An 18469-nucleotide genomic window follows, 5' to 3' on the forward strand; every position below is an offset into this window, starting at 1 on the left:
GTGCGGGCCGGCCGGCGGCCGGGTCCGAGGGCGTGCCGGCGGCGGCGCCGGGGCCGGTGGTGGTCAACGGGCGGGCGCAGCCGCCGCGGGTGCTGGTGCCGCGGGCGGCCACGGGCCGGTACTGGATGGTGCCGGTGGCCGCGGCGCCGCCGGCCGGCACGGGCATGCTGGTGCCGTACGCGGTGGAGGTGGAGCGGGGGCTGCCGTTCCGTTCGGGGCGGTTCGCGGCCGAGGTGCACCGGGTGCTGAACGATCCGCGCGGGTGGGGCAGGGGCGGCCGGCTCAGGTTCGCGCGGGTGGCGCGGGGGCCGGTGCGGTTCACGGTGTCGCTGTCGAGCCCGGCGCTGACCGACCGGATGTGCCTGCCGGCGCGCACGCACGGGTGGCTGTCGTGCCACAACGGGGGGCGCGCGGTGATCAACGCGCGGCGCTGGGGGCTGGGCGCGGCGCCCTACGGCGGTGATCTGGCCGGGTACCGGGAGTATCTGATCAATCATGAGGTGGGGCACGCGCTGGGGCACGGGCACCGGGGGTGCCCGGGGCCGGGGCGGGCGGCGCCGGTGATGGTGCAGCAGACCATGTCGCTGTACGGGTGCCGGGCCAATCCCTGGCCGTTCCCGCGGGGCTGACCGCGCCGTCGCCCGGGGGCCTAGACTCGGGGCCACACCATGCGCATGATCAAGAGGGCGGGCTCCCACGAGCTGGAGGTCCGCAGGTCCCGGTTCGTCTGCACGCTGGCGCGCGTCCCCGACGAGGGCGCGGCGGCGCGGTTCATCGCCGATCATCGCCGGGCCCACCGCGACGCGACGCACAACTGCACGGCCTACGTGGTGGGCGAGCACGGGGAGATCACCAAGAGCAGCGATGACGGGGAGCCGGCGGGGACGGCGGGGGTCCCGATGCTGGAGGTGCTGGTCCGGCGGGGGCTGACGGGCGTGGTGGCGGTGGTGACGCGGTATTTCGGCGGGGTGAAGCTGGGCGCGGGCGGGCTGGTGCGCGCCTACGGGCAGGCGGTGTCGGCGGCGGTGGACGCGGTGGGCGTGGTGGAGCTGCGGCCGGTGGTGACGGTGACGGTGCGGGTGGAGCACGCGGTGGCGGGCCGGTTGCTGGGGGATCTGCACGGTGCGGGCCGGGTGCCGTCCGATGTGCGCTACGCCGGCGAGGTGGAGCTGGACGTGGCGGTCGAGGTGGCGGAGGCGGCGGCGTTCGAGGCGTGGGTGGCGGAGGTGACGGCGGGGCGTGCCCGGACCCGCCGTGGCGCGCTGGGTCATGTCGAGGTCCCGGTCCCCTGACGGGCCGCGCGGGCGGGGGAGCGGCGGCCGAGGGCGAGGCCGGCGACCAGGACGCCGGCCAGGGTCACGGCGGCGGCCAGGTGGTAGGCGGTGCCGAGGCCCTCGGTGAGTTCGCCGCGCAGGGCGTCGCCGTCGAACCCGGCCGTTCCGGCGGCGGACACGGCGACCATGAGGGCGGTGCCGACGGCCAGCCCGGTCTGGTGGGTGACCGAGGCCATGCCGGAGGCGACGCCCTGGCGGCCGGGGGCGACGCCGGTGCCGGCGGCGATCCACATGCAGGTCCAGACGATGCCCATGCCCAGGCCGGTCACCATGATCGCGGGCAGGACGGCGGTGAAGGGCGCGCCGGGGGAGAGGGTCAGGCCGAGCAGGGCCAGTCCCGCGGTTCCGGTGAGCAGCCCGGCGGCCAGGGCGGTGCGCATGCCGGTGCGGGCGATGAGGCGTTCGGCGGCCTTGGTGCCGGCGATGTTGAGCAGGGTGAGGGGCAGGTAGGCCAGTCCCGCGCGCAGGGGGTCGTAGCGCAGGACGTCCTGCAGGTAGACGGTGAGCAGGTAGTAGTGGGCGCCCAGTCCCGCGCCGAACACCGCGGTGATGGCCATGGCGGCGACCAGGCTGGGGTTGGCGAACATGCGCGGCGGCATGAGCGGGTCGCGGCCGCGGGCCTCGATGACCGCGAAGGACGCCAGCAGGGCCAGGCCCGCGCCGGTGGCGGCCAGGACGGGCGCGGAGGTCCATCCCCAGGCGGGGCCCTGGGCCAAGGCCAGGACCAGCAGGGTGATCCCGGCGGTCGCGGTCAGCGCGCCGGGCAGGTCGAAGCGCCGCGGCCGCTCCTCGCCGTGGGCCTCGTCGGGCGGCAGCAGCGCGAACGCGGCGGCGAGGGCGGCCAGGGCCAGCACGACGAAGATGTAGAAGGTCGACTCCCAGCCGAATGCGTCGGTGAGGACGCCGCCCAGCAGCGCCCCGGCGGCCAGGCCGCTGCCGCCCATGGCGGCCCAGACGGCCATGGCGCGGTTGCGTTCGGGGCCCTCTGCGAACAGGGTGCCGACCAGGGCCAGGGTGGCGGGGAACAGCAGCGCGGCGCCCAGTCCCTGCACGGCGCGCACGGCGACCAGGAGGGCGGGGGTCTGGGCGAGCCCGCCGACCAGTGAGGACACCGCGTACAGCAGCAGGGCCAGGACGAACATGCGGCGCCGTCCCAGCAGGTCGGCGGCCCGTCCGCCCAGCAGCATGAAGCCGCCCAGGGTGATGGCGTAGGCGCTGACCACCCACTGGAGGGTGTGGCCGGGGAAGTGCAACTCCTGCCCGATGTCGGGCAGGGCGACGTAGACGATGTTGTAGTCGATGGCGATGATGAACTGGGCGAAGGCCAGCAGGGCCAGTGTCCATCCGGGGCGTGCGGGCGTCGGTGAGCCGGGCATGGGTTCCTCGCGGCGGGTCGGTCGGCGGTCCGCGCGGGGGGCGCGTCCGTCACGCCGCGAGGGTAGAAGCTGACATCAGTGTCAGATTCAAGCCGCGGACAGGCGGGGGCGGTCGGCGTTGATCCCGATCCCCTTGGAGCGGGCGCGCGCACGCCCAGGTCCAGCGCGGCGCGGCGGAACCAGATGCTCGACCACATTCCCGTGTTGCCGCGGTCGCCGATCAGGTTGAGACCAGCCTGCGTTCCTGGGTGCAGGAGCTTCTCCAGCGAGGAATGGCAACGGTGCGGTGGCCGCGTTCGGCGCCGGACGCACCGGCCCTATCGGAGCCGTGTCGTTGGTGCAGTGACCCCCGAGGCCAGGCGTCGTCGTTCACGGCGGCCTCGGCGGCCAGGTCGGACCGGACGGTGTCGGGCACGTGTGCCGTCGGTCATCTGCCTGGCGATCGTGGTGAGCGTGTCGGCGCGGTCACCGGCCGGGTGTCGAAAGGACAGCAGCTCATGTAGGAGAACACACCGTGACGGCGCTCTCGCAGGGCTGCGGCGCGGACGCGAACGGTGGGCCGTCAGGCTTCAAAGGACCTTGAGAAACCGTTCGGCCAGGACGGACGCCGAGGCGGGGTTCTGCCCGGTGTACAGGTTGCGGTCGACGACGGTGTAGGGCTTCCAGGGTTCGCCCTTGGTGAAGTCGACGCCTAGGTCGACGAGTGCGTCCTCCAGCAGCCAGGGGGCCCTGGGGCCGAGATCGAGCGCGTTCTCCTCCTCGTTGGTGAAGGCGCTGACCCGGTAGCCGGCGAACGGCGACTCGCCGCGGACCCTGGTCGCCAGCATCGCGGCCGGTGCGTGGCAGACGATCGCCAGGGGCTTGCCGGAGGCCAGCGCCGCGGTCAGCAGCCGGCCGGCGTCGGCGTCGGCGGACAGATCCTCCATGGGGCCGTGCCCGCCCGGCAAGTAGACGGCGTCGTAGTCCTCCAGGCGGGCGTCCGCGAGCTTGATCGGCCGCCGCATCTCCTCCGCGGAGCGGATGGTCGCCTCCAGGTCCAGGGCGGTCTGCGCGTTGCCGGCCATCTCCGGCCGCAGGCTCATCATGTCCACGTTCGGGACGACTCCCCCGGGAGTGGCGACCTCGATCTGGTGGCCGGCCTGCGTGAGCGCCTTGTAAGGGGCCGCGAACTCTTCGGCCCAGTAGCCGGTGGCCCACCTGGTGCCGTCCTTGAGCGTCCAGTACGCCGTGCCGGTCATCACGAACAGCAGCTTCGCCATCGAAAAGCCCGCCTTCCTCTCGCATTGTCGCTTCAAGTCATACCTTGATTACTTGGAGTTATGTCTGTGCTGGCTGCGGGCGGGAGCTGGAGCGGCGGGATTGCGCCGCGACGGTGTTGGGGGCCGACATCGGCGGGCCGCGTATCGTCACCGATCCGACCTTCGACGACCCCGGCCCCCACGGCTACCTCGGCAAGACGCTCGGCCCGGCAGTGCCCGAGAACCGGCTGGGGCCGGTCGGCGTCGTGCTGGTCAGCCACGACGCGCATCCCGACAACCTCGACGCCGGGGACGCGCCTTCGCCCGGGCGCGTCTCTGGCGGTCCCGGCCGTGCACGGGCCCGAGGACGGCGAGCGTGACGCCGACAGCAACATCAACTGCGAGGTCACCGGGTTCGTCGTGTCCGGCCAGGACCTGCCCAGCGCGCCGTGGCAGCCCGCGTCACGGGCAAGTTCCGCAAGCGCCCGGTGTCGATGGTCGGCCGCGGGGCCGCGGCCGCCGTCACGGTGCTCGGGGTCAGTGTCGTCGTCCCGGCCCACTACGACGGATGGACGCATTTCCCCGAGGGACGAGCCGGGTTGGAGACCGCGTTCGACGAGGCCTGTCGTTCCGCGCTGCTCCGCCTGGCCGACCACGGAGCCTGGACGGCACTGCGCGACCGAAACCGCTCCAGCGGCGGCGTCGGCCACCGCGAGAACTTCTTCAGTTCACCCGGTGACGGCTCCGCCGCGAACGGCGTCGGTACGAGAAGTCGCGTCAGGTGGGTCACCAGATGAGGGTGGCGGCCAGGCCGAGGGCGGCGCAGGCGCCGAGGGTGCGCAGGACGCTCCAGCGGAGCAGGAAGATCATGGCGAGGGCGGCCAGGGTGATGGCCAGGGCGGTGGGCCGCCAGGTGGCGGGATCGGGTACCAGGAGGTGGACGGGGCCCCGGTCGGTGGTGCGGGTGTCGCGGAAGAGGGTGTGGGTGGCGAAGTAGACGGCGAGGTTGGCGATGACGCCGACGACGGCGGCGGTGATGCCGGTCAGGGCGGCGGAGATGGCGGCGTTGCCGCGCAGCCGTTCGACGTAGGGGGCGCCCAGGAAGATGAAGATGAAGCAGGGGACGAAGGTGACCCAGGTGGTCAGGAGCGCGCCGAGCAGGGCGGCGGCCCAGGGGTCCAGGTCGCCGGGGGCGCGGTAGGCGCCGACGAACGCCACGAACTGCACGACCATGATGAGCGGTCCGGGGGTGGTCTCGGCGAGGGCGAGGCCGCGGACCATCTCGCCGGGGTTGAGCCATCCGTAGGTGGTCACGGCCTGCTGGGCGACGTAGGACAGGACGGCGTAGGCGCCGCCGAAGGTGACCAGGGCGGTGCCGGAGAAGAACAGGCCCTGGTCGGTGAAGACGCTGCCGGTGCCGGTGAGGGCGGCGACGGCGGCCAGCGGCACTCCCCACAGAAGGAGCCCGGCGGCCAGCACCTTGGCCCCGCGGCGCAGGCCGGGCGGTTCGTGGTGCAGGGTGTCGTCGGAGATCAGCGGTTCGGGACCACCGTCGCCGTGCCGCGTCCCGGTGGTGAAGGCGTGCGGGCGCAGGCGTGCCAGCAGCCATCCGGCCGCCGCGGCGGCGGCGATGACGACCGGGAACGGCACGGCGAAGGCCGCGAGTGCGGCGAACGCGGTGACGGCCAGGGCGATCAGTGCGGGGTGGGTGAGGGAGCGGCGGCCGACCCGGATGACGGCTTGGGCGACGATGGCCAGGACGGCCGGGGCCAGCCCGGCGAACAGCCCGGTGACCACGGCGGCCGTCCCCCAGCCGACGTAGATCGCCGAGAGCGCGAGCAGGGCGAGCACGCCGGGCAGCACGAACAGGGTGCCGGCGACCAGGCCGCCGCGGGTGCCGTTGAGCAGCCAGCCGATGTAGACGGCCAGTTGCTGGGCCTCGGGGCCGGGTAGCAGCATGCAGTAGGACAGGGCGTGGTTGAAGCGCTGCTGGCCGATCCAGCGTTTCTCCTCGACGAGGGCGCGCTGCATGACCGCGATCTGCCCGGCGGGTCCGCCGAAGGTCTGCAGGGAGATGGCGAACCAGGTCCGCACCGCTTGGCGCAAGGGCACCACATCGCGTGGCGTATGGGCGTGCCGCGGATCGGCTGGGGCGGTGTCGGGCGTGTGTGCGGGCTCGGCGGCCTGGCGCTGGTCGGGGTCGGCTTGGGTCACGGGGGCTCCCTGGGGGAAGGTCAGGCGGGCTCGTGGCCGAGCAGCAGTTCGCGCCGGTAGAACTCGTACAGTCCGTCGAACAGCGGGCGGGTGAGGGCGAGGATGTTGTCGTCGTCAGCGACCATGGACAGGCCGCGCAGTGCGGTGTCCAGGCCTGGGGCTTCGGGGGCGTCGTAGCGTTCGTCGTCCAGGTCGGCCTCGTGGACGATCTCGGCGATCCGCCACAGCACCGGGTCGGTCAGCTCGTAGCGGCGAAGGATGGTCTCGAAGCTGCAGTCGCCGCCGTGGTGGCCCAGCTCCACTCCGCGCATGTCGAAGCCGGTGGCCTCGTCCGGCACTTGGGCGGGGTCGGCCACGAACACGAACTCGGCGCCGGTGTCGATCTCGCGGCGGATCAGCCAGGCGCAGGCGGCCCGGTCGATGTGGATCCCCTGGCGGGTGGCCCATTTCATGACGGTTCCTCGGTGATGGTGGTGCCGGGTGGCTGGGCGAGTCGTTCCACGGCGGTGCGTGCCTGGTCGCGTTCGGGCGGGGGGAAGTGGTCGCGGCGGGTGATGCGCCGCAGTTCGCCGCGCAGCCGCCGCAGGCTCGCGGCCCGTGCGGCAGCCGGGAGGTCGAGGGCGGCCAGGGCCTCGTCCCGCACGGTGCGGTACTCGGCGGCCCGCGCGTCCCGCATGGCGGAGGCGAGCTGGTTCTCCTGCGCCTGGGTGGTGGGCCGGGCCAGCCAGACCCCGGCGGTGCCGCCGGCGTCGGTGACGTCTTCGGCCACCCATTCCAGCTGCTCGCGGGTACGCGCGTCGGCCGGCAGCGCCACCAGGCCGTCTCCGAGCTGGGCCACGCCGAGCCGTTTCAGCTTGCGCCACACCGCGATCCGCGGCGCCGACGGCTCCCGCGGGACCCGGTAGGACAGCAGCACCCACGCGCCGGGGGGCTGCACCACATCGTTCACCGAGCGTCTCCAGAGGTATGACGACCAACGCCTTCTATGTAACCATGGTTACACCAACCTGGCGTGAACTGGGGAGAGGCGAGCATGAAGTCATCAGGGGTGTTCGTTCTCGACCGGTCGGCGTCCGGCGGGCCCGTGCCGGCCGGTGTGTCGGCGCGGATCCCGCTGGGGAAGTGCACCGCGGTGGTGGGGACGAGCGCCGCAGGGAAGACGACCCTGCTCCGCCCGCTCAACCGGCTGGAGGAACCATCCGAGGGGCGAGTGTCGCTGGACGGCGTGTCCCTGCACGAGACCTGGGCGGCCTTCTGCCGTTCGACAACGGCGCGTTCGACGACGTGGTCGCGTCGGTGAGCCACCCTTTCACGGCCTACGCGCACAGGGATCCCCAGCCCGACCACCATGCGACCACCAGTTACACCTTCGACTGGGCCTTCAATGGGCAGTCGGTCCCGGTGAGGTTGTGGCGCAGGCCGTTTCAGGGGAGCGGCCGGAATACGCCAGAAAGGGATCACGGCCTGACGGTTGATCGTTAGGGTGATCGGGGTCGGGTTGGCGGCGGTCCTGGGGGTTGCGGGTGACCTCGATCGATCGGACCGCGTATCCGCAGTTTGCGCGGGTGTTGTCGGCCCGAGAGTTGGCGGAGGCGTTCACGCCGACCGGGGCCGAGGTGGAGTGGGCGCGGTCGTGCACCGATGATGAGCATCATCTGCTGGCGCTGGTGGTGTGGCTGAAGTCCTACCAGCGGTTGGGGTACTTCCCGAAGCTGGCGGAGGTCCCGGCGGCGGTGGCGGCGCATGTCCGTGGGGTGCTGGGGCTGGCCGGCGATGAGGTGGGATTGCGGCAGGCGGCTTCGGCGTCGGCCAAGCGGCACCGCGCGCTGGTGCGCAAACGGCTGGGGGTGTCCTACGAGGCGGCCCGGGTCCGGCAGGTGGCCGAGGCCACGATCCGCAAGGCGGTGCAGTCCAAGGACAACCCGGCCGATCTGATCAACGTGGCGTTGGAGGAGTTGGTCCGCGCGCGGTGCGAGTTGCCGGGCTACACCACCTTGGACGCGCTGGCCGCCTCGATCCGCGCCGAGGTCAACACCGGGTTCTTCGGGTTGGTCGCCGGGCGGCTGGACCGGACGGCCAGGGCGCGGCTGGCGCGGTTGCTGGTGGTGGATCCGGCGAGTCGGCGCAGCGAGTTCGACCGGTTGAAGGACGTGGCCAAGGCGGCGTCGCTAGGCAAGTTCAAGCAGCGTTTGGCGCTGCTGGCCGACCTGGATGCGATCGGCCCGACCGGGGTCTGGCTGGAGGGTGTGCCGGCGGGGAAGGTCGCGCACTTCGCCGGGGAGGCGCGGGTCACCGACGCCTCCGACATGCGCAAGGTCGGCACCGACAAGCAGTTGACGTTGCTGGCCGGTTTCGTGCATACGGTCGCGACCGAGGTCCGCGACGACGTGGTGACGATGTTCTGCAAGCGGATCGCGGCGATCCACAAGCGGGGCCGTGACCACCTGGAGGCGCTGCGCGAGGCGCACCGCGCCGAGTCCGAGCGGCTGCTGGGAGTGTTCGGCGAGGTGCTGGCAGCGGCCCGGGAGGCGAGCTCTGACGCAGCGCCGCCGGACGGCGCGGTGCCGGACGCTGCGAGGTCGGGTGCGGGGGGCGACGAGCGGCAGGCCGCCGAGCACGCGGGCCGGCTGGTGCTCAAGACGCTGGAGCAGGCGGGTGGGGTGGAGGCGTTGACGGCCGCGCACGAGGCGGTGTCGGCGCATCATGGCAACAACTACTTCCCGCTGCTGGAACAGCATTACCGCTCGCACCGCTCGGCGCTGTTCACCCTGGTGGAGGCGGTGGAGCTGGAGGCCACCAGCGCTGATCGCAGTGTGCTGGACGCGGTGGAGTTCCTGACCGCGCTGCGCAGCGCCAAGGCCGCGCTGGTGCCCGAGCAGATCGTGGTGCAACGGCAGGGCCCGGGCGGGGAGCCGGTGTCGGTGACGTTGTCGATCGACGTCGACGCCTTCACCTCGCTGCAATGGCGCAAGACCGTCCGGGACCCGGCGCGGCCCGGCATGCTGGTGCGCCGCCATCTGGAGGTGTGCGTGTTCTCCTACCTGGCGGCCGAGCTGCGCTCGGGCGACATCGCAGTGGCCGGGTCGGACTCCTACGCCAACCTGCACGACCAGCTGATGTCGTGGGAGGAGTGTCGGCCGCTGGTGCCCGCGTTCTGCGCGCAGGCCGGGATCCCGACCGAGGCGGCCGCGCTGACCCGGCACTACCGCGACGAGCTCGCCGCCGTCGCCGCGGCGGTGGACGCCGGCTATCCAGGCAACACCGATCTGCTGCTGGAGGGCGGCCGTCCGGTGCTGCGCCGCCGCAAGGGCGCCGAGCGGCGCCCCTCGGCGCAGGAACTGGAGGCGGCGATCCACGAGCGGCTGCCGCAGCGGGCGTTGCTGGACATCCTCACCCGCACCGCCTACCTGCTGAAATGGCACCGCCACTTCGGGCCCGCGTCCGGCTCGGACCCCAAGATCCGGGGAGACGTGATGGGCCGGTACGTGCTGACCGCGTTCGCGCACGGCACCCTGCTCGGGCCGACCCAGGTCGCCGCGCATATGCGCGGCACGGTGAGCGTGCACGAACTGTCGCTGGCGGGCAACAAGCACACCACCGCGACCAAGATCGACGCGGCGTCGGTCGATGTCATCGACCACTTCAACCGGCTGGACGTCGCGTCGGTATGGGGTGACGGGAAGTCGGCGGCGGCCGACGGCACCCAGATCGACACCTGGGAGGACAACCTGCTGGCCGAGACCTCCATCCGGTACGGCGGGTACGGCGGGATCGCCTACCGGCATGTCTCCAACACCTACATCGCGTTGTTCTCCCACTTCATCCCGTGCGGGGTGTGGGAGGCGGTCTACATCATCGAGGGGCTGCTGAAGAACGCCTCACAGATCCAGCCCGACACCGTCCACGCCGACACCCAAGGCCAGTCGCTGCCGGTCTTCGGTCTCGGCGCCCTTTTGGGCTTCGACCTTTTGCCGCGCATCCGCAACTGGCACGACCTGGTGTTCTTCCGTCCCGGCCCGACGGTCCGCTACAGCCACATCGACTCGCTGTTCGGCGAGGCGGCGGTGGACTGGAAGCTGATCGAGACGCACTGGAGCGACCTGCTGCGCACCGCGATCTCCATCCGGGAGAACAAGCTGTCGTCGGTGACGCTGCTGCGTCGGCTGGGCAACCACTCGCGCAAGAACCGCCTGTACCGGGCCTTCCGCGAGCTGGGCCGCGCGATCCGCACCATCACGCTGCTGCGCTACCTGTCCGAGCCGGAGCTGCGCGAGCAGATCACCGCGATCACCAACCGGACCGAGGCCTTCCACGGGTTCGCCGACTGGCTGATGTTCGGCGGCAAGCTCATCGGCCACAACGACCCCGACCACCAGGAGAAGGTGGTGAAGTTCAACGAGCTGATCGCCAACTGCGTCATCTACTCCAACGCCTGCGACATCACCGACGCCGCCAACGCCCTGGCCGCCGAGGGCCACCCGGTCGACACCGACGACCTGGCCACCGTCTCGCCCTACATCACCCACACCATCCGCCGGTTCGGCAACTGGACCCTCAACCTCACCCCGCCCGACCAGACCCCCACCACCCGGCTGGACCTGGAACCCCGCGTGCTGTTCGGTACACCGCCCGCCTGACACCCGGCCCGGCGCTGTTCCGTAAGGGATCCTCTACCGGAACACCGGCCAGCCGGGATGGAGCCCCAGGTCGAGGTGTTCCGTAAGAGTGTTCCGCGAACTGTCCCGGTGACGGGGGGCTATCCGGAACACTTGAGCGCGTGAACGCCGTGAACGCCCCGACGCCCGGCGCGGCCCCCGGCGTCGTCCGGGTCGGGTACGCCCGCTGCTCCACCGACGAGCAGGACGTCGTCGTCCAGACCGAGCAGCTGCTCGCGCTCGGCGTCCCGGCCGATCGGATCTACATCGACCGGGGCTTCTCCGGTACTACCCGCCGCAACCGCGGCGGCCTGGACCAGGCCCTCGCGGCGGTGTGGCCGGCCAGCGTGTTCACCGTGACCAAGTTCGACCGGTTCGCTCGCAACATGGGCGAGGCCAACCAGATCCTCACCGACCTGTCCGACCGGGAGGTGCTGTTCGGGCTGGGGGGATCGGTCTACGACTGGAACGACCCGTTCGGCCGGCTGTTCCTGCAGACCCTGGCGATGGTGGCGGAGTTCGAGGCGAACCTGGGCCACCTGCGCACCCGCGAGGGCATGGCGCTGGCCAAGAGGAACGGCAAGCTCAAAGGCAAGCAGCCCAAACTGCCCGAGTCCGCGCGGCGTTCCATCCGCCGCCGCTACGCAGAGGGCGAGGTGTCGCTGGCCGACCTGGCCACCGAGTACAGCGTCGGGCGGTCCACCATCCACCGCATCATCCATGGCCAGGAAACACCCAGCTAAGCGACGGTCTCATCCCCTGCTTGCGGCTCGTCGTAGCTGGAGGAGTTCGGGCCTCTTCGAGGACCGGGGTTCCGACGCGCCTCGTCGCGGGTTGGTGTTCCCGGCGGCGGGGCGCCGCCGGGAACACCGCTGCGCTGACGAGGGTGGAGGGCTGACTTGGGTTCAGGTGGGCGGGGTGTTCCAGTCCTGCTGCGCCGCCCACTGCTGGAGGGTGGTGGTGGTCAGGCCGTAGCGGGCGGCGTGGTGGGGGCGTGCGGGGTAGCCGACGAGATCGTTCCAGACATTGCTGTACGCCGAGGGCGCGCCGAGGCGCTGCTCCTGCTCCTGCGGGGTGATGTGGACGGCGGTGATCTCGCGGCCGAAGGCCTTGGAGAGGGTGTCGGCGATCTGGGCGTGGGTCAGCGCGTCGCCGGCGAGATCGATCTCGGCCTGATGGAACTTGGCGGGGTCGGCCACGGCGGCGGCGACGGCTGGTCCGAAGTCGTGCGCGCAGGTGAGCGCCAGCACGGTCTGCGGGCTCGTGGCGGTGAACAGCTTGCCCTCGGCCAGGCCGGGGAACTGTGTGTCCCGCTTGGGCGGGAGGAAGTTGTCCATGTAGAAGGCGGGCTTGAAGATGGTCCACCGGTCGATGCCCGACTGCCGGATCGCCTCTTCGGCGGCCTCCTTCTCGTCCCAGTAGGCCTTCATCACCGGGTCGGTCACCTCGACGTCGGGGTACCGGCTGCGCCACCCGGTCGCCGACACGGAGGTGTGGATGATCTGGGCGACGCCGGCGCGCTTGGCCGCGGTGGCGATGTTGGCCGCCTGGCGCCGCTCGGCGCCGGGATCGGCCGGGTCGACGCCCGCCATCTGCATGGAGAAGACCACGTCGTGCCCGGCGCTGGCGGCGTCCAGGGACGCGGTGTCGTCCATGTGCCCGGTCGCCAGGGCGACGCCCTGCCCGGCGAGCGCCCGGGCGGCGGCCGACGAGGGGTTGCGCACGAACGCGGTCACGGGGTGACCCGCGCGCAGCAGCGCCCGGACGGCCGCGCCGCCCTGCATCCCTGTCGCCCCAGTGACCAGCACTTTCGCCTTGTCGTTGGGTGTCACAGCACGCCCTGCTTTCGATTGATCGTGTTCTTTCCGGCACGCGGGCACGAACACCCGCCAACTAGAGACTACTCGGTATCGAGTCATGGTCGTATCGGGTTGACGGTCTGCTGGGTGCAAGGCTGGCCGGTGACCGGCCGGAAGGGTTTCAAGCGGTGGCGGTGCCGCCGACCAGGGGCAGCAGCACCTGGTCCACCAGGCGGGCTATCCCCTCGACGTCGAGGAGCTCACCGAGCAGGTCCTCCTGCCAGACCAGCACCCCGACGGCCGCGGCGATCTCCAGCCTGCCCGGCGCCAACAGACGCGCCACCCTCTCCGCGGTGATCTCGCCGCGCTTTTCAGCGCGGTACAGGCAGGCGGCGATCCCCTCGCGCTGCCCGGCGATGTACCGCTCGCGCAGGGTGTCGGTGATCTGAGGGTGCGAGCCGGCGACGCCGGCCAGCACAGCCGAGAAGCGACGCCCCTGGGGGTGCAGGCACGCCGAACTGTGGGTCAGCGTGGCGATGAGGTCCTCGCGCAGCGTCCCGGCCATCGCCCCGGCCGGGACGGCGGGGAGCATGAGGCTTTCCAAGGCGTCGGCGACCAGATCCTCGCGCGAGGCCCAGCGACGATAGACCGTGGCCTTGGCCACCCCCGCGCGCGCGGCCACCGCACCCATGGTGAGATCCCCGTACCCGCTCTCGACGATCAGGTCCAGCACCGCGTCGATGATGCGGGCGTCCCGCGCCTCATCACGGGCAGGCCCGAAGGCTCCACTGGGACGCTGACGCCCAGCGGGGCGGGTCGACCTGGTCATGTACACGACGGTATCCCCTGCCATCGGGCCCTTTCGCCCTGTCCACGGGAAGCCGCGGGGCGGGCCATCGCAGCGTCTGCATATGCAGGTTCGACGGCTACTTCGCCCTGGTCGTAGCTGTAGGAGTTCTCACCAACCAGCTATAACGCGACCTGACGATCCCTTTCTGGCGTATTCCGGCTGTCCCCCGACATGAGACACGCATCCGGACCTGGTCGGACTTGGCCACCCGTATCAACCAAATCAACGATGGGAGCGCCCGATGACCCGCACGCAGACCACCGAACCGCCCACCGGCTGGCCGCTTACCGCCGCGGCGGTCTTCCGGGCGCTCTCCGCGTTCCAGACGACCGCGGACGACCTCGGCTCGCTGAACTCCCTCGAGGACGAGTCCTACAAGCTGCGCCGCTCGGAGCTGGTCCGGCTGCTGGAGGCGCTCGATCAGTCCCGGGCCGTGCACGTCGAGATCCTGTCCAGCCTTGAGGGGGTTCGGGACTGGGTGCCCGGCGGCGAGGAGACCTTGTACGAGGCGGTCAACGCGATGCGGGTCGCTGGTGAGTCGCTCCACGAGCTCCTGCGCGACTTGGCCCCTGACCAGAGAGCCTGAGAGGAACTGATGAGCACCGAACAGACCAGCCCACCAACCGGGAAGAAGAGCGCCCGGACGGTGCTGCAGCCTGAACAGATCCGTGCCCTGGAGGCCCGCGCCGCTCGGGCCCGTCCCGATGAGCCGGTCGCCACGGGTCGCGAGGTCCAAGGGGGGCAGCCAAGGTAAGCCGGAAAGGGGCAACGAGCAGGCTGGCCGGGTGGTTGGGGGTCCAGCCCACATAAGCCCAAAACCCGCATTGGGATGATCTTGAAAGCTGCGGGATGCGTTCGACCTCGAACTCGCCGGGATCGACTTCGACGTCCTGCAGGAGGCGGCGTAACCCCGCGCCCTGGACCTGGTTGCCTGACGACTACGGCCGGGCGGGCGGGGACGATCTCGGGCGGCGGGCAACGGCCGTGCCGGTCAGCTCCCCGCCGGGTGCACCAGCAGCACCGGGCCGGCCGGGCCGGGCCGATGTCGTCATCGCCGGTCGGTGGTGATGGTGTCGGGCTGCCACCAGGTGAAGGCGTGGGTGTACCAGGTGGTGGTGCCGTTGCGTGCGGGTCGGTGTCCATAGGTGAGGGCGATGATGCCGCGGCCGCTCTGGCCGGTGGGTGTCTGATCGCCGGGTCCGGGCCGGCCGGGGGTGGTGCTCTGAATTTCACCCAGCAGCAGCCGGTCGGCTGCGCGCAGTTCCAGGCGCAGATCGATCGGGCCGGGGTCTCGCGCGGCGGTGCGGGCGCAGAGTTCTTGGATCAGTGCGGCGACCTGGTGGGTGAGGGCGTCGGCGGCCGGGCCCAGTCCCCACCGCTTGAGGGTGGTGTGGATCGCGTGGCGGGCGTGGGCGGCGGCCGGTCGTCCGCTGGGCAGTCGCCATCGGCCGGCGGGCGGCGCCGGTGGTGTGGGCCCGTCGGCGTGGTCGTGGCGGGACACGGTGGTCACGGAAGCCTCCCATCACGGGCAGGTCCGCCGCGAGTGCTTGCTCGGTCGGCGGCGCCGGGCCGGGTCGGGTTGCGTTGCCGGTCTGATGCCCGGCGTTCAGGTGCTCATGCGGCCGGTTCGGCCTGGGCCTGCGGGCTGGAGTGCGGGCTGGGGGTAGAGGTTGGGGTGGAGGGTGAGACTGCGGTCCAGGCCGGTGATGCGCAGCAGCTTGGCGATCTGGGGTCGGGGGTTGGCCAGGTGCAGGGTGATGCCGAGTCCGGTGGCGCGGCGTTGGGTGCCGATGAGCACGGCCAGGCCGGTGGCGTCGCAGAACGACACCTCGCCCAGATCGATGATCAGCAGGCGGGCGCTGTGGTGCAGGGTGGCGAGCAGATGCTCACGCAGCGCCGGGGCGGAGGCGATGTCGAGGTCGCCGTGCAGGGCGACGATGGTGTGGCCGGGGCGCCCGTGGGTGGGCAGGCTCGTCTTGGCCGCGGCCTGGGAGCGGCGCACGGCGGTGAACCCGGCGTGTCCGGCGTACCAGCTGGACGCGGTGGATGCGGTGGTGCTGGAGGTGATGATGGTCATGGCGATCTCCGATCGCAGGTGGGCGGGCCCCGGCCGTGCCGGCCGGGGTGGCGGGCGGGTCACTGTGCCGCTCACCGCGGCGCCGGGTGTTCGCGTAGTCGGCCGCCCTCGGTTTCCCACGCGCTGTGGGATGCGGTCTGGGTCCCGGCCGGGTTGCGCGCACTGGCCGGTGCGGTGGGCATGGTGAGCGCGGCCAGCAGGCCGGGGGTGCGCAGATGGTTGGCGGTGAGGGCGGCCAGTTCCATGGCCGCGTAGGCCTCCGCGTGGCCGGTGAGTGCCGGGACGGTGAGCAGGTCGACGCGCCGGCCGTCGGCGTAGATCGCGGTGAGCAGCCCGGCGGGCAGGGTGTCGAACCAGCTCAGGCGCACCATCCGGGCGCCGTCTGAGCCGTCGACGCGCAGCTTGCGGGGATGGCTGTCCCAGTCGGACGCCCGCAGCATGATGTGGGTGATGGGCCGATGATCGTCGGGCGGGCCGTGGGCTTGCAGGGCCAGGGCCAGCCCGGGCAGTTCGGCGGCCGGGTCGGCCGAGCGGGGCCACCAGCCGCCGTCCAGCAGCGTCTGGGGCGAGCCCGAAGGAGGCGGCGGCCGCAGGCACAGCCGCGGTGTCGAGGGCGGCGGAAGACCGATCGTTGTTCCTCGTTCAGTCAGGGTCCACATGGGGTCATCGCCCCTTTCCCCCGAGCCGCGGTGGCGGCCCGGGGACAGAAGGTGATCGCGATGGGTCAGCCGGATGGTCAGTGGTGTCCCCGCAGATGCGGGGCGAGGCGGCGTAGCCGGGTGATCCAGGCGGTCCCGGTCACCAGCGTGACCAGGATCGCGCCGGCCACCACGGTCGTCAGCGCCATGACCAGTGCCATCAACAGGCCGGCCTGTACCAGGTACACGATGAACACGATCACCGCGGCCAGCGCGATCACAGCGGGCCAGACCTGGTTCATCCGGGAAGCCGACCTGGCCGGGGTCACCCCGGGTCGGCCGGGTCGACGAGCACGATTCGAGATCGGCATGAACATCCCCCTTGTCGGGGTGAGCCGGTGTGGCGGTTCAGCCTCAGGATGGGGATGTCGTCGTTGCCGGATATCTCTGACTCTACACGCTGCAACTTCCGATACCTAGAAATATCTGAAGTAATATCCGGGTATGGCTTCCGATACTTCGCCCCTGGCCGGTTCCCAGCCCCCACCATCGGCTTCCGCTACTTCGCGGCGCCTGCCCGGCGGGGCGACCCCGCAGGCCCAGCAGCAGCGTGAGGAGCGGCGTGAGCGGCGGCGCGGCGCCCGGCCGACCCCGCTTCCCCAAGCCCTGCAGGCGGTGTTCGCCGCCTACGAACGCGACCTCGCCCAGCCGGGCGGGCCACTGGACGCCGACACCGTCCGCGTCTACGCCTCCCGGGTCCGCCAGTACCTGGCCTGGCTGGCCGCCGCTCTGGCCGACGGGACGGTCGCCGGTGACCCGCTCACCGATCCCGGCGCCCGCGACCGGGCCGCCCGCGGCTACCGCACCCACCTGCAGACGGTGCTCAAGCGCAAACCCGCCACCATCAACGCGCACCTGACCGCGGTCGATGACTTCTACCGCCGCCGCGGCCTGGGCCCGGCCGCCGCCGAACGCGCCGACGTCCCCCCGGCCGCCCCCCGCGCCCTGGACGAACGCGACCAGCTCCGGCTGCTGCGCGAGGCCGGCCGCGCCCCGCTGCGCGACAAGGCGATCGCCTTCACCGCCTTCTACGCCGGCACCCGGATCAGCGAGACCACCAACCTCGACACCGGCGATGTCCGCCTGCCGGCCCGCAACGGGCAGCTGATCGTCCGCCACGGCAAGAACGGCAGATACCGCGAGGTGCCGCTGCACCCCAGGCTCCGCACCGTGCTGGAGGAATGGCTCCGCGAACGGGCCGGCTGGAGGGGCGCCGACACCGAACCCGCACTGTTCCTCAACCGTCGCGGCGGCCGCCTGTCGACCCGCTCGGCGCACACCGCGCTGCGCGCCATCGCCGACGCGGCCGGCCTGCCCCTGGGCCGCGACGGCGCCTTCACCCCGCGCGTCCTGCGGCACACCGCCGGCACCGTCATGACCCGCCAGGGCACCGACATCGTCATCGTCGCCGAACTCCTCGGCCACACCCTCGAAACCGCCCGCCGCTACGGTCTGCCGACCCACCACGACCGCCAGAAGGCCATCGAACGACTCACCACCGACGAATAACCCGACCGACCACACCCCACGCCCCCGGCCCCTCTCCCCGCCCAACCTGACAACCCACAAGATCATCCCAATGTGGGTTTTGGGCTTATGTGGGCTGGACCCCATTGGGGGCCGGGGACTTGGGGAACGGCGGTGGTTCGGGAATGGGGTCGCGAGGGCTGTCTCGTCCCGGTGAATCTGTCGGAAGGCTGGTGCGGCGGCCCGCTCCGACTGCCACGCTGGACCTATCGCCCGTTGAACAGGAGTCCGCCGATGGCCGGACGACGTCGCCCTCCGGAACCAGCCGTGCTCTCCGCCACGGCGCTGCAGCAGATCCCGGCCGTGTTCGCGGCCGCCCCGCCGCTGGAGGACGCCCCCGGCCGCGAAGTCCTGTACGTCTCGATGCCGATCACGCTCCGCGCCGGCGGCAGCGAGTGGCACGACGGGCCCCAGAGCCGAACTGCCCGCGCGGGTCTGCGTGACGACAAGCGGGACGAGTTCATCGCGCACATCGAAGCGGGCCGCCTCGTAGAGGCCGTGCACATGGTCTTCAACGACTACTGGCCCGACCCCGAAACAGCCGATATCGAAGGTATCCACAGCATCACCTGGTGACCGGCTCGGCCGTCCGCGCGTTCATCAAACGACCGTTAAACGAACGCGACGAACGCCCCGCAAGGCCCACACTCGACACCCGCCACCCCAGACCGTCACTCCGACCTGGCCGCTACCGGCCGTTC

21 protein-coding genes are annotated in these 18469 nt (G+C 71.8%); 10 read left to right on the forward strand and 11 right to left on the reverse strand.

Features of this window, described 5'->3' with window-relative positions:
* Together ACFPZN_RS18010 and ACFPZN_RS18015 are read left to right on the forward strand one after the other, a co-directional pair.
* On the forward strand, nucleotides 1-629 hold a 629-nt coding region (locus tag ACFPZN_RS18010; RefSeq protein WP_378283148.1), incomplete at its 5' end, for a DUF3152 domain-containing protein.
* 39 nt (nucleotides 630-668) lie between these two features.
* Nucleotides 669-1292, forward strand: coding sequence for a YigZ family protein (locus ACFPZN_RS18015; RefSeq protein WP_378283149.1), 624 nt, complete (start codon nucleotides 669-671; stop codon nucleotides 1290-1292).
* On the opposite strand, the gene ACFPZN_RS18020 is transcribed toward ACFPZN_RS18015, so the two are convergent.
* On the reverse strand, nucleotides 1268-2710 hold the full coding sequence (locus ACFPZN_RS18020; protein ID WP_378283150.1) for an MFS transporter: 1443 nt from the start codon (nucleotides 2708-2710) through the stop codon (nucleotides 1268-1270). The two genes, ACFPZN_RS18015 and ACFPZN_RS18020, sit on opposite strands and share 25 nt — an antisense overlap.
* Before the next feature lie 569 nt (nucleotides 2711-3279).
* On the reverse strand, nucleotides 3280-3969 hold the full coding sequence (locus ACFPZN_RS18025; protein WP_378283151.1) for a type 1 glutamine amidotransferase domain-containing protein: 690 nt from the start codon (nucleotides 3967-3969) through the stop codon (nucleotides 3280-3282).
* Between the two features lie 113 nt (nucleotides 3970-4082).
* Here ACFPZN_RS18025 and ACFPZN_RS18030 point away from each other — a divergent pair, with 113 nt between their 5' ends.
* Both ACFPZN_RS18030 and ACFPZN_RS18035 read left to right on the forward strand, forming a co-directional pair.
* Nucleotides 4083-4328, forward strand: a complete 246-nt coding sequence (locus ACFPZN_RS18030) for an MBL fold metallo-hydrolase (RefSeq protein WP_378283152.1) — start codon at nucleotides 4083-4085, stop codon at nucleotides 4326-4328.
* 69 nt (nucleotides 4329-4397) lie between these two features.
* Nucleotides 4398-4745, forward strand: a complete 348-nt coding sequence (locus ACFPZN_RS18035) for a hypothetical protein (protein WP_378283153.1) — start codon at nucleotides 4398-4400, stop codon at nucleotides 4743-4745.
* Here the strand turns inward: ACFPZN_RS18035 and chrA are convergent.
* From chrA to ACFPZN_RS18050, 3 genes are read right to left on the reverse strand one after another with little or no spacing between them, the layout of a single operon-like run.
* Entirely contained in the window at nucleotides 4735-6162 is a 1428-nt protein-coding gene (gene chrA / locus ACFPZN_RS18040; protein WP_378283154.1) for a chromate efflux transporter, read from the reverse strand. The two genes, ACFPZN_RS18035 and chrA, sit on opposite strands and share 11 nt — an antisense overlap.
* A gap of 20 nt (nucleotides 6163-6182) precedes the next feature.
* On the reverse strand, nucleotides 6183-6614 hold the full coding sequence (locus tag ACFPZN_RS18045; protein WP_378283155.1) for a chromate resistance protein ChrB domain-containing protein: 432 nt from the start codon (nucleotides 6612-6614) through the stop codon (nucleotides 6183-6185).
* A complete protein-coding gene (locus ACFPZN_RS18050) occupies nucleotides 6611-7111 on the reverse strand; it encodes a Chromate resistance protein ChrB (protein WP_378283156.1) in 501 nt (166 codons plus the stop codon). Before ACFPZN_RS18050 ends, ACFPZN_RS18045 begins: the two co-directional genes overlap by 4 nt.
* Nucleotides 7112-7195: 84 nt before the next feature.
* On the opposite strand from ACFPZN_RS18050, the gene ACFPZN_RS18055 reads away from it, so the two are divergent.
* The 3 genes from ACFPZN_RS18055 (at nucleotide 7196) to ACFPZN_RS18065 (ending at nucleotide 11560) form a co-directional block, all read left to right on the forward strand.
* Complete coding sequence (locus ACFPZN_RS18055) at nucleotides 7196-7462, forward strand: ATP-binding cassette domain-containing protein (RefSeq protein WP_378283157.1); 267 nt, start codon at nucleotides 7196-7198, stop codon at nucleotides 7460-7462.
* A gap of 223 nt (nucleotides 7463-7685) precedes the next feature.
* Complete coding sequence (locus ACFPZN_RS18060; RefSeq protein ID WP_378283158.1) at nucleotides 7686-10799, forward strand: Tn3 family transposase; 3114 nt, start codon at nucleotides 7686-7688, stop codon at nucleotides 10797-10799.
* A 140-nt stretch (nucleotides 10800-10939) separates the two neighbouring features.
* Complete coding sequence (locus ACFPZN_RS18065; RefSeq protein WP_378283159.1) at nucleotides 10940-11560, forward strand: recombinase family protein; 621 nt, start codon at nucleotides 10940-10942, stop codon at nucleotides 11558-11560.
* Between the two features lie 162 nt (nucleotides 11561-11722).
* On the opposite strand, the gene ACFPZN_RS18070 is transcribed toward ACFPZN_RS18065, so the two are convergent.
* Entirely contained in the window at nucleotides 11723-12649 is a 927-nt protein-coding gene (locus tag ACFPZN_RS18070) for an NmrA family NAD(P)-binding protein (protein WP_378283160.1), read from the reverse strand.
* Nucleotides 12650-12797: 148 nt separating this feature from the next.
* Nucleotides 12798-13445, reverse strand: a complete 648-nt coding sequence (locus ACFPZN_RS18075) for a TetR-like C-terminal domain-containing protein (protein WP_378283161.1) — start codon at nucleotides 13443-13445, stop codon at nucleotides 12798-12800.
* A gap of 262 nt (nucleotides 13446-13707) precedes the next feature.
* On the opposite strand from ACFPZN_RS18075, the gene ACFPZN_RS18080 reads away from it, so the two are divergent.
* Complete coding sequence (locus ACFPZN_RS18080; protein ID WP_378283162.1) at nucleotides 13708-14052, forward strand: hypothetical protein; 345 nt, start codon at nucleotides 13708-13710, stop codon at nucleotides 14050-14052.
* Between the two features lie 462 nt (nucleotides 14053-14514).
* Here the strand turns inward: ACFPZN_RS18080 and ACFPZN_RS18085 are convergent, their stop codons facing one another.
* The 4 genes from ACFPZN_RS18085 to ACFPZN_RS18100 form a co-directional block, all read right to left on the reverse strand.
* On the reverse strand, nucleotides 14515-14976 hold the full coding sequence (locus ACFPZN_RS18085) for a hypothetical protein (RefSeq protein ID WP_378283163.1): 462 nt from the start codon (nucleotides 14974-14976) through the stop codon (nucleotides 14515-14517).
* Nucleotides 14977-15072: 96 nt separating this feature from the next.
* Nucleotides 15073-15543 carry an STAS domain-containing protein gene (locus ACFPZN_RS18090; protein WP_378283164.1) on the reverse strand — a complete coding sequence of 157 codons (471 nt, stop codon included), beginning with the start codon at nucleotides 15541-15543 and terminating at the stop codon, nucleotides 15073-15075.
* A gap of 71 nt (nucleotides 15544-15614) precedes the next feature.
* A complete protein-coding gene (locus tag ACFPZN_RS18095) occupies nucleotides 15615-16202 on the reverse strand; it encodes a DUF5994 family protein (RefSeq protein WP_378283165.1) in 588 nt (195 codons plus the stop codon).
* 77 nt (nucleotides 16203-16279) lie between these two features.
* Nucleotides 16280-16483, reverse strand: a complete 204-nt coding sequence (locus ACFPZN_RS18100) for a hypothetical protein (protein ID WP_378283166.1) — start codon at nucleotides 16481-16483, stop codon at nucleotides 16280-16282.
* A 202-nt stretch (nucleotides 16484-16685) separates the two neighbouring features.
* Here ACFPZN_RS18100 and ACFPZN_RS18105 point away from each other — a divergent pair, with 202 nt between their 5' ends.
* Both ACFPZN_RS18105 and ACFPZN_RS18110 read left to right on the forward strand, forming a co-directional pair.
* Nucleotides 16686-17750: a tyrosine-type recombinase/integrase gene (locus tag ACFPZN_RS18105; protein ID WP_378283167.1), complete on the forward strand. Its 1065-nt coding sequence runs from the start codon at nucleotides 16686-16688 to the stop codon at nucleotides 17748-17750.
* Nucleotides 17751-18002: 252 nt separating this feature from the next.
* On the forward strand, nucleotides 18003-18344 hold the full coding sequence (locus ACFPZN_RS18110) for a hypothetical protein (protein ID WP_378283168.1): 342 nt from the start codon (nucleotides 18003-18005) through the stop codon (nucleotides 18342-18344).
* Nucleotides 18345-18469: the final 125 nt, after the last annotated feature.

It is taken from the genome of Actinomadura rugatobispora (genome assembly GCF_042656285.1).
In the GTDB taxonomy this organism is placed as follows: Bacteria; Actinomycetota; Actinomycetes; order Streptosporangiales; family Streptosporangiaceae; genus Spirillospora; species Spirillospora rugatobispora.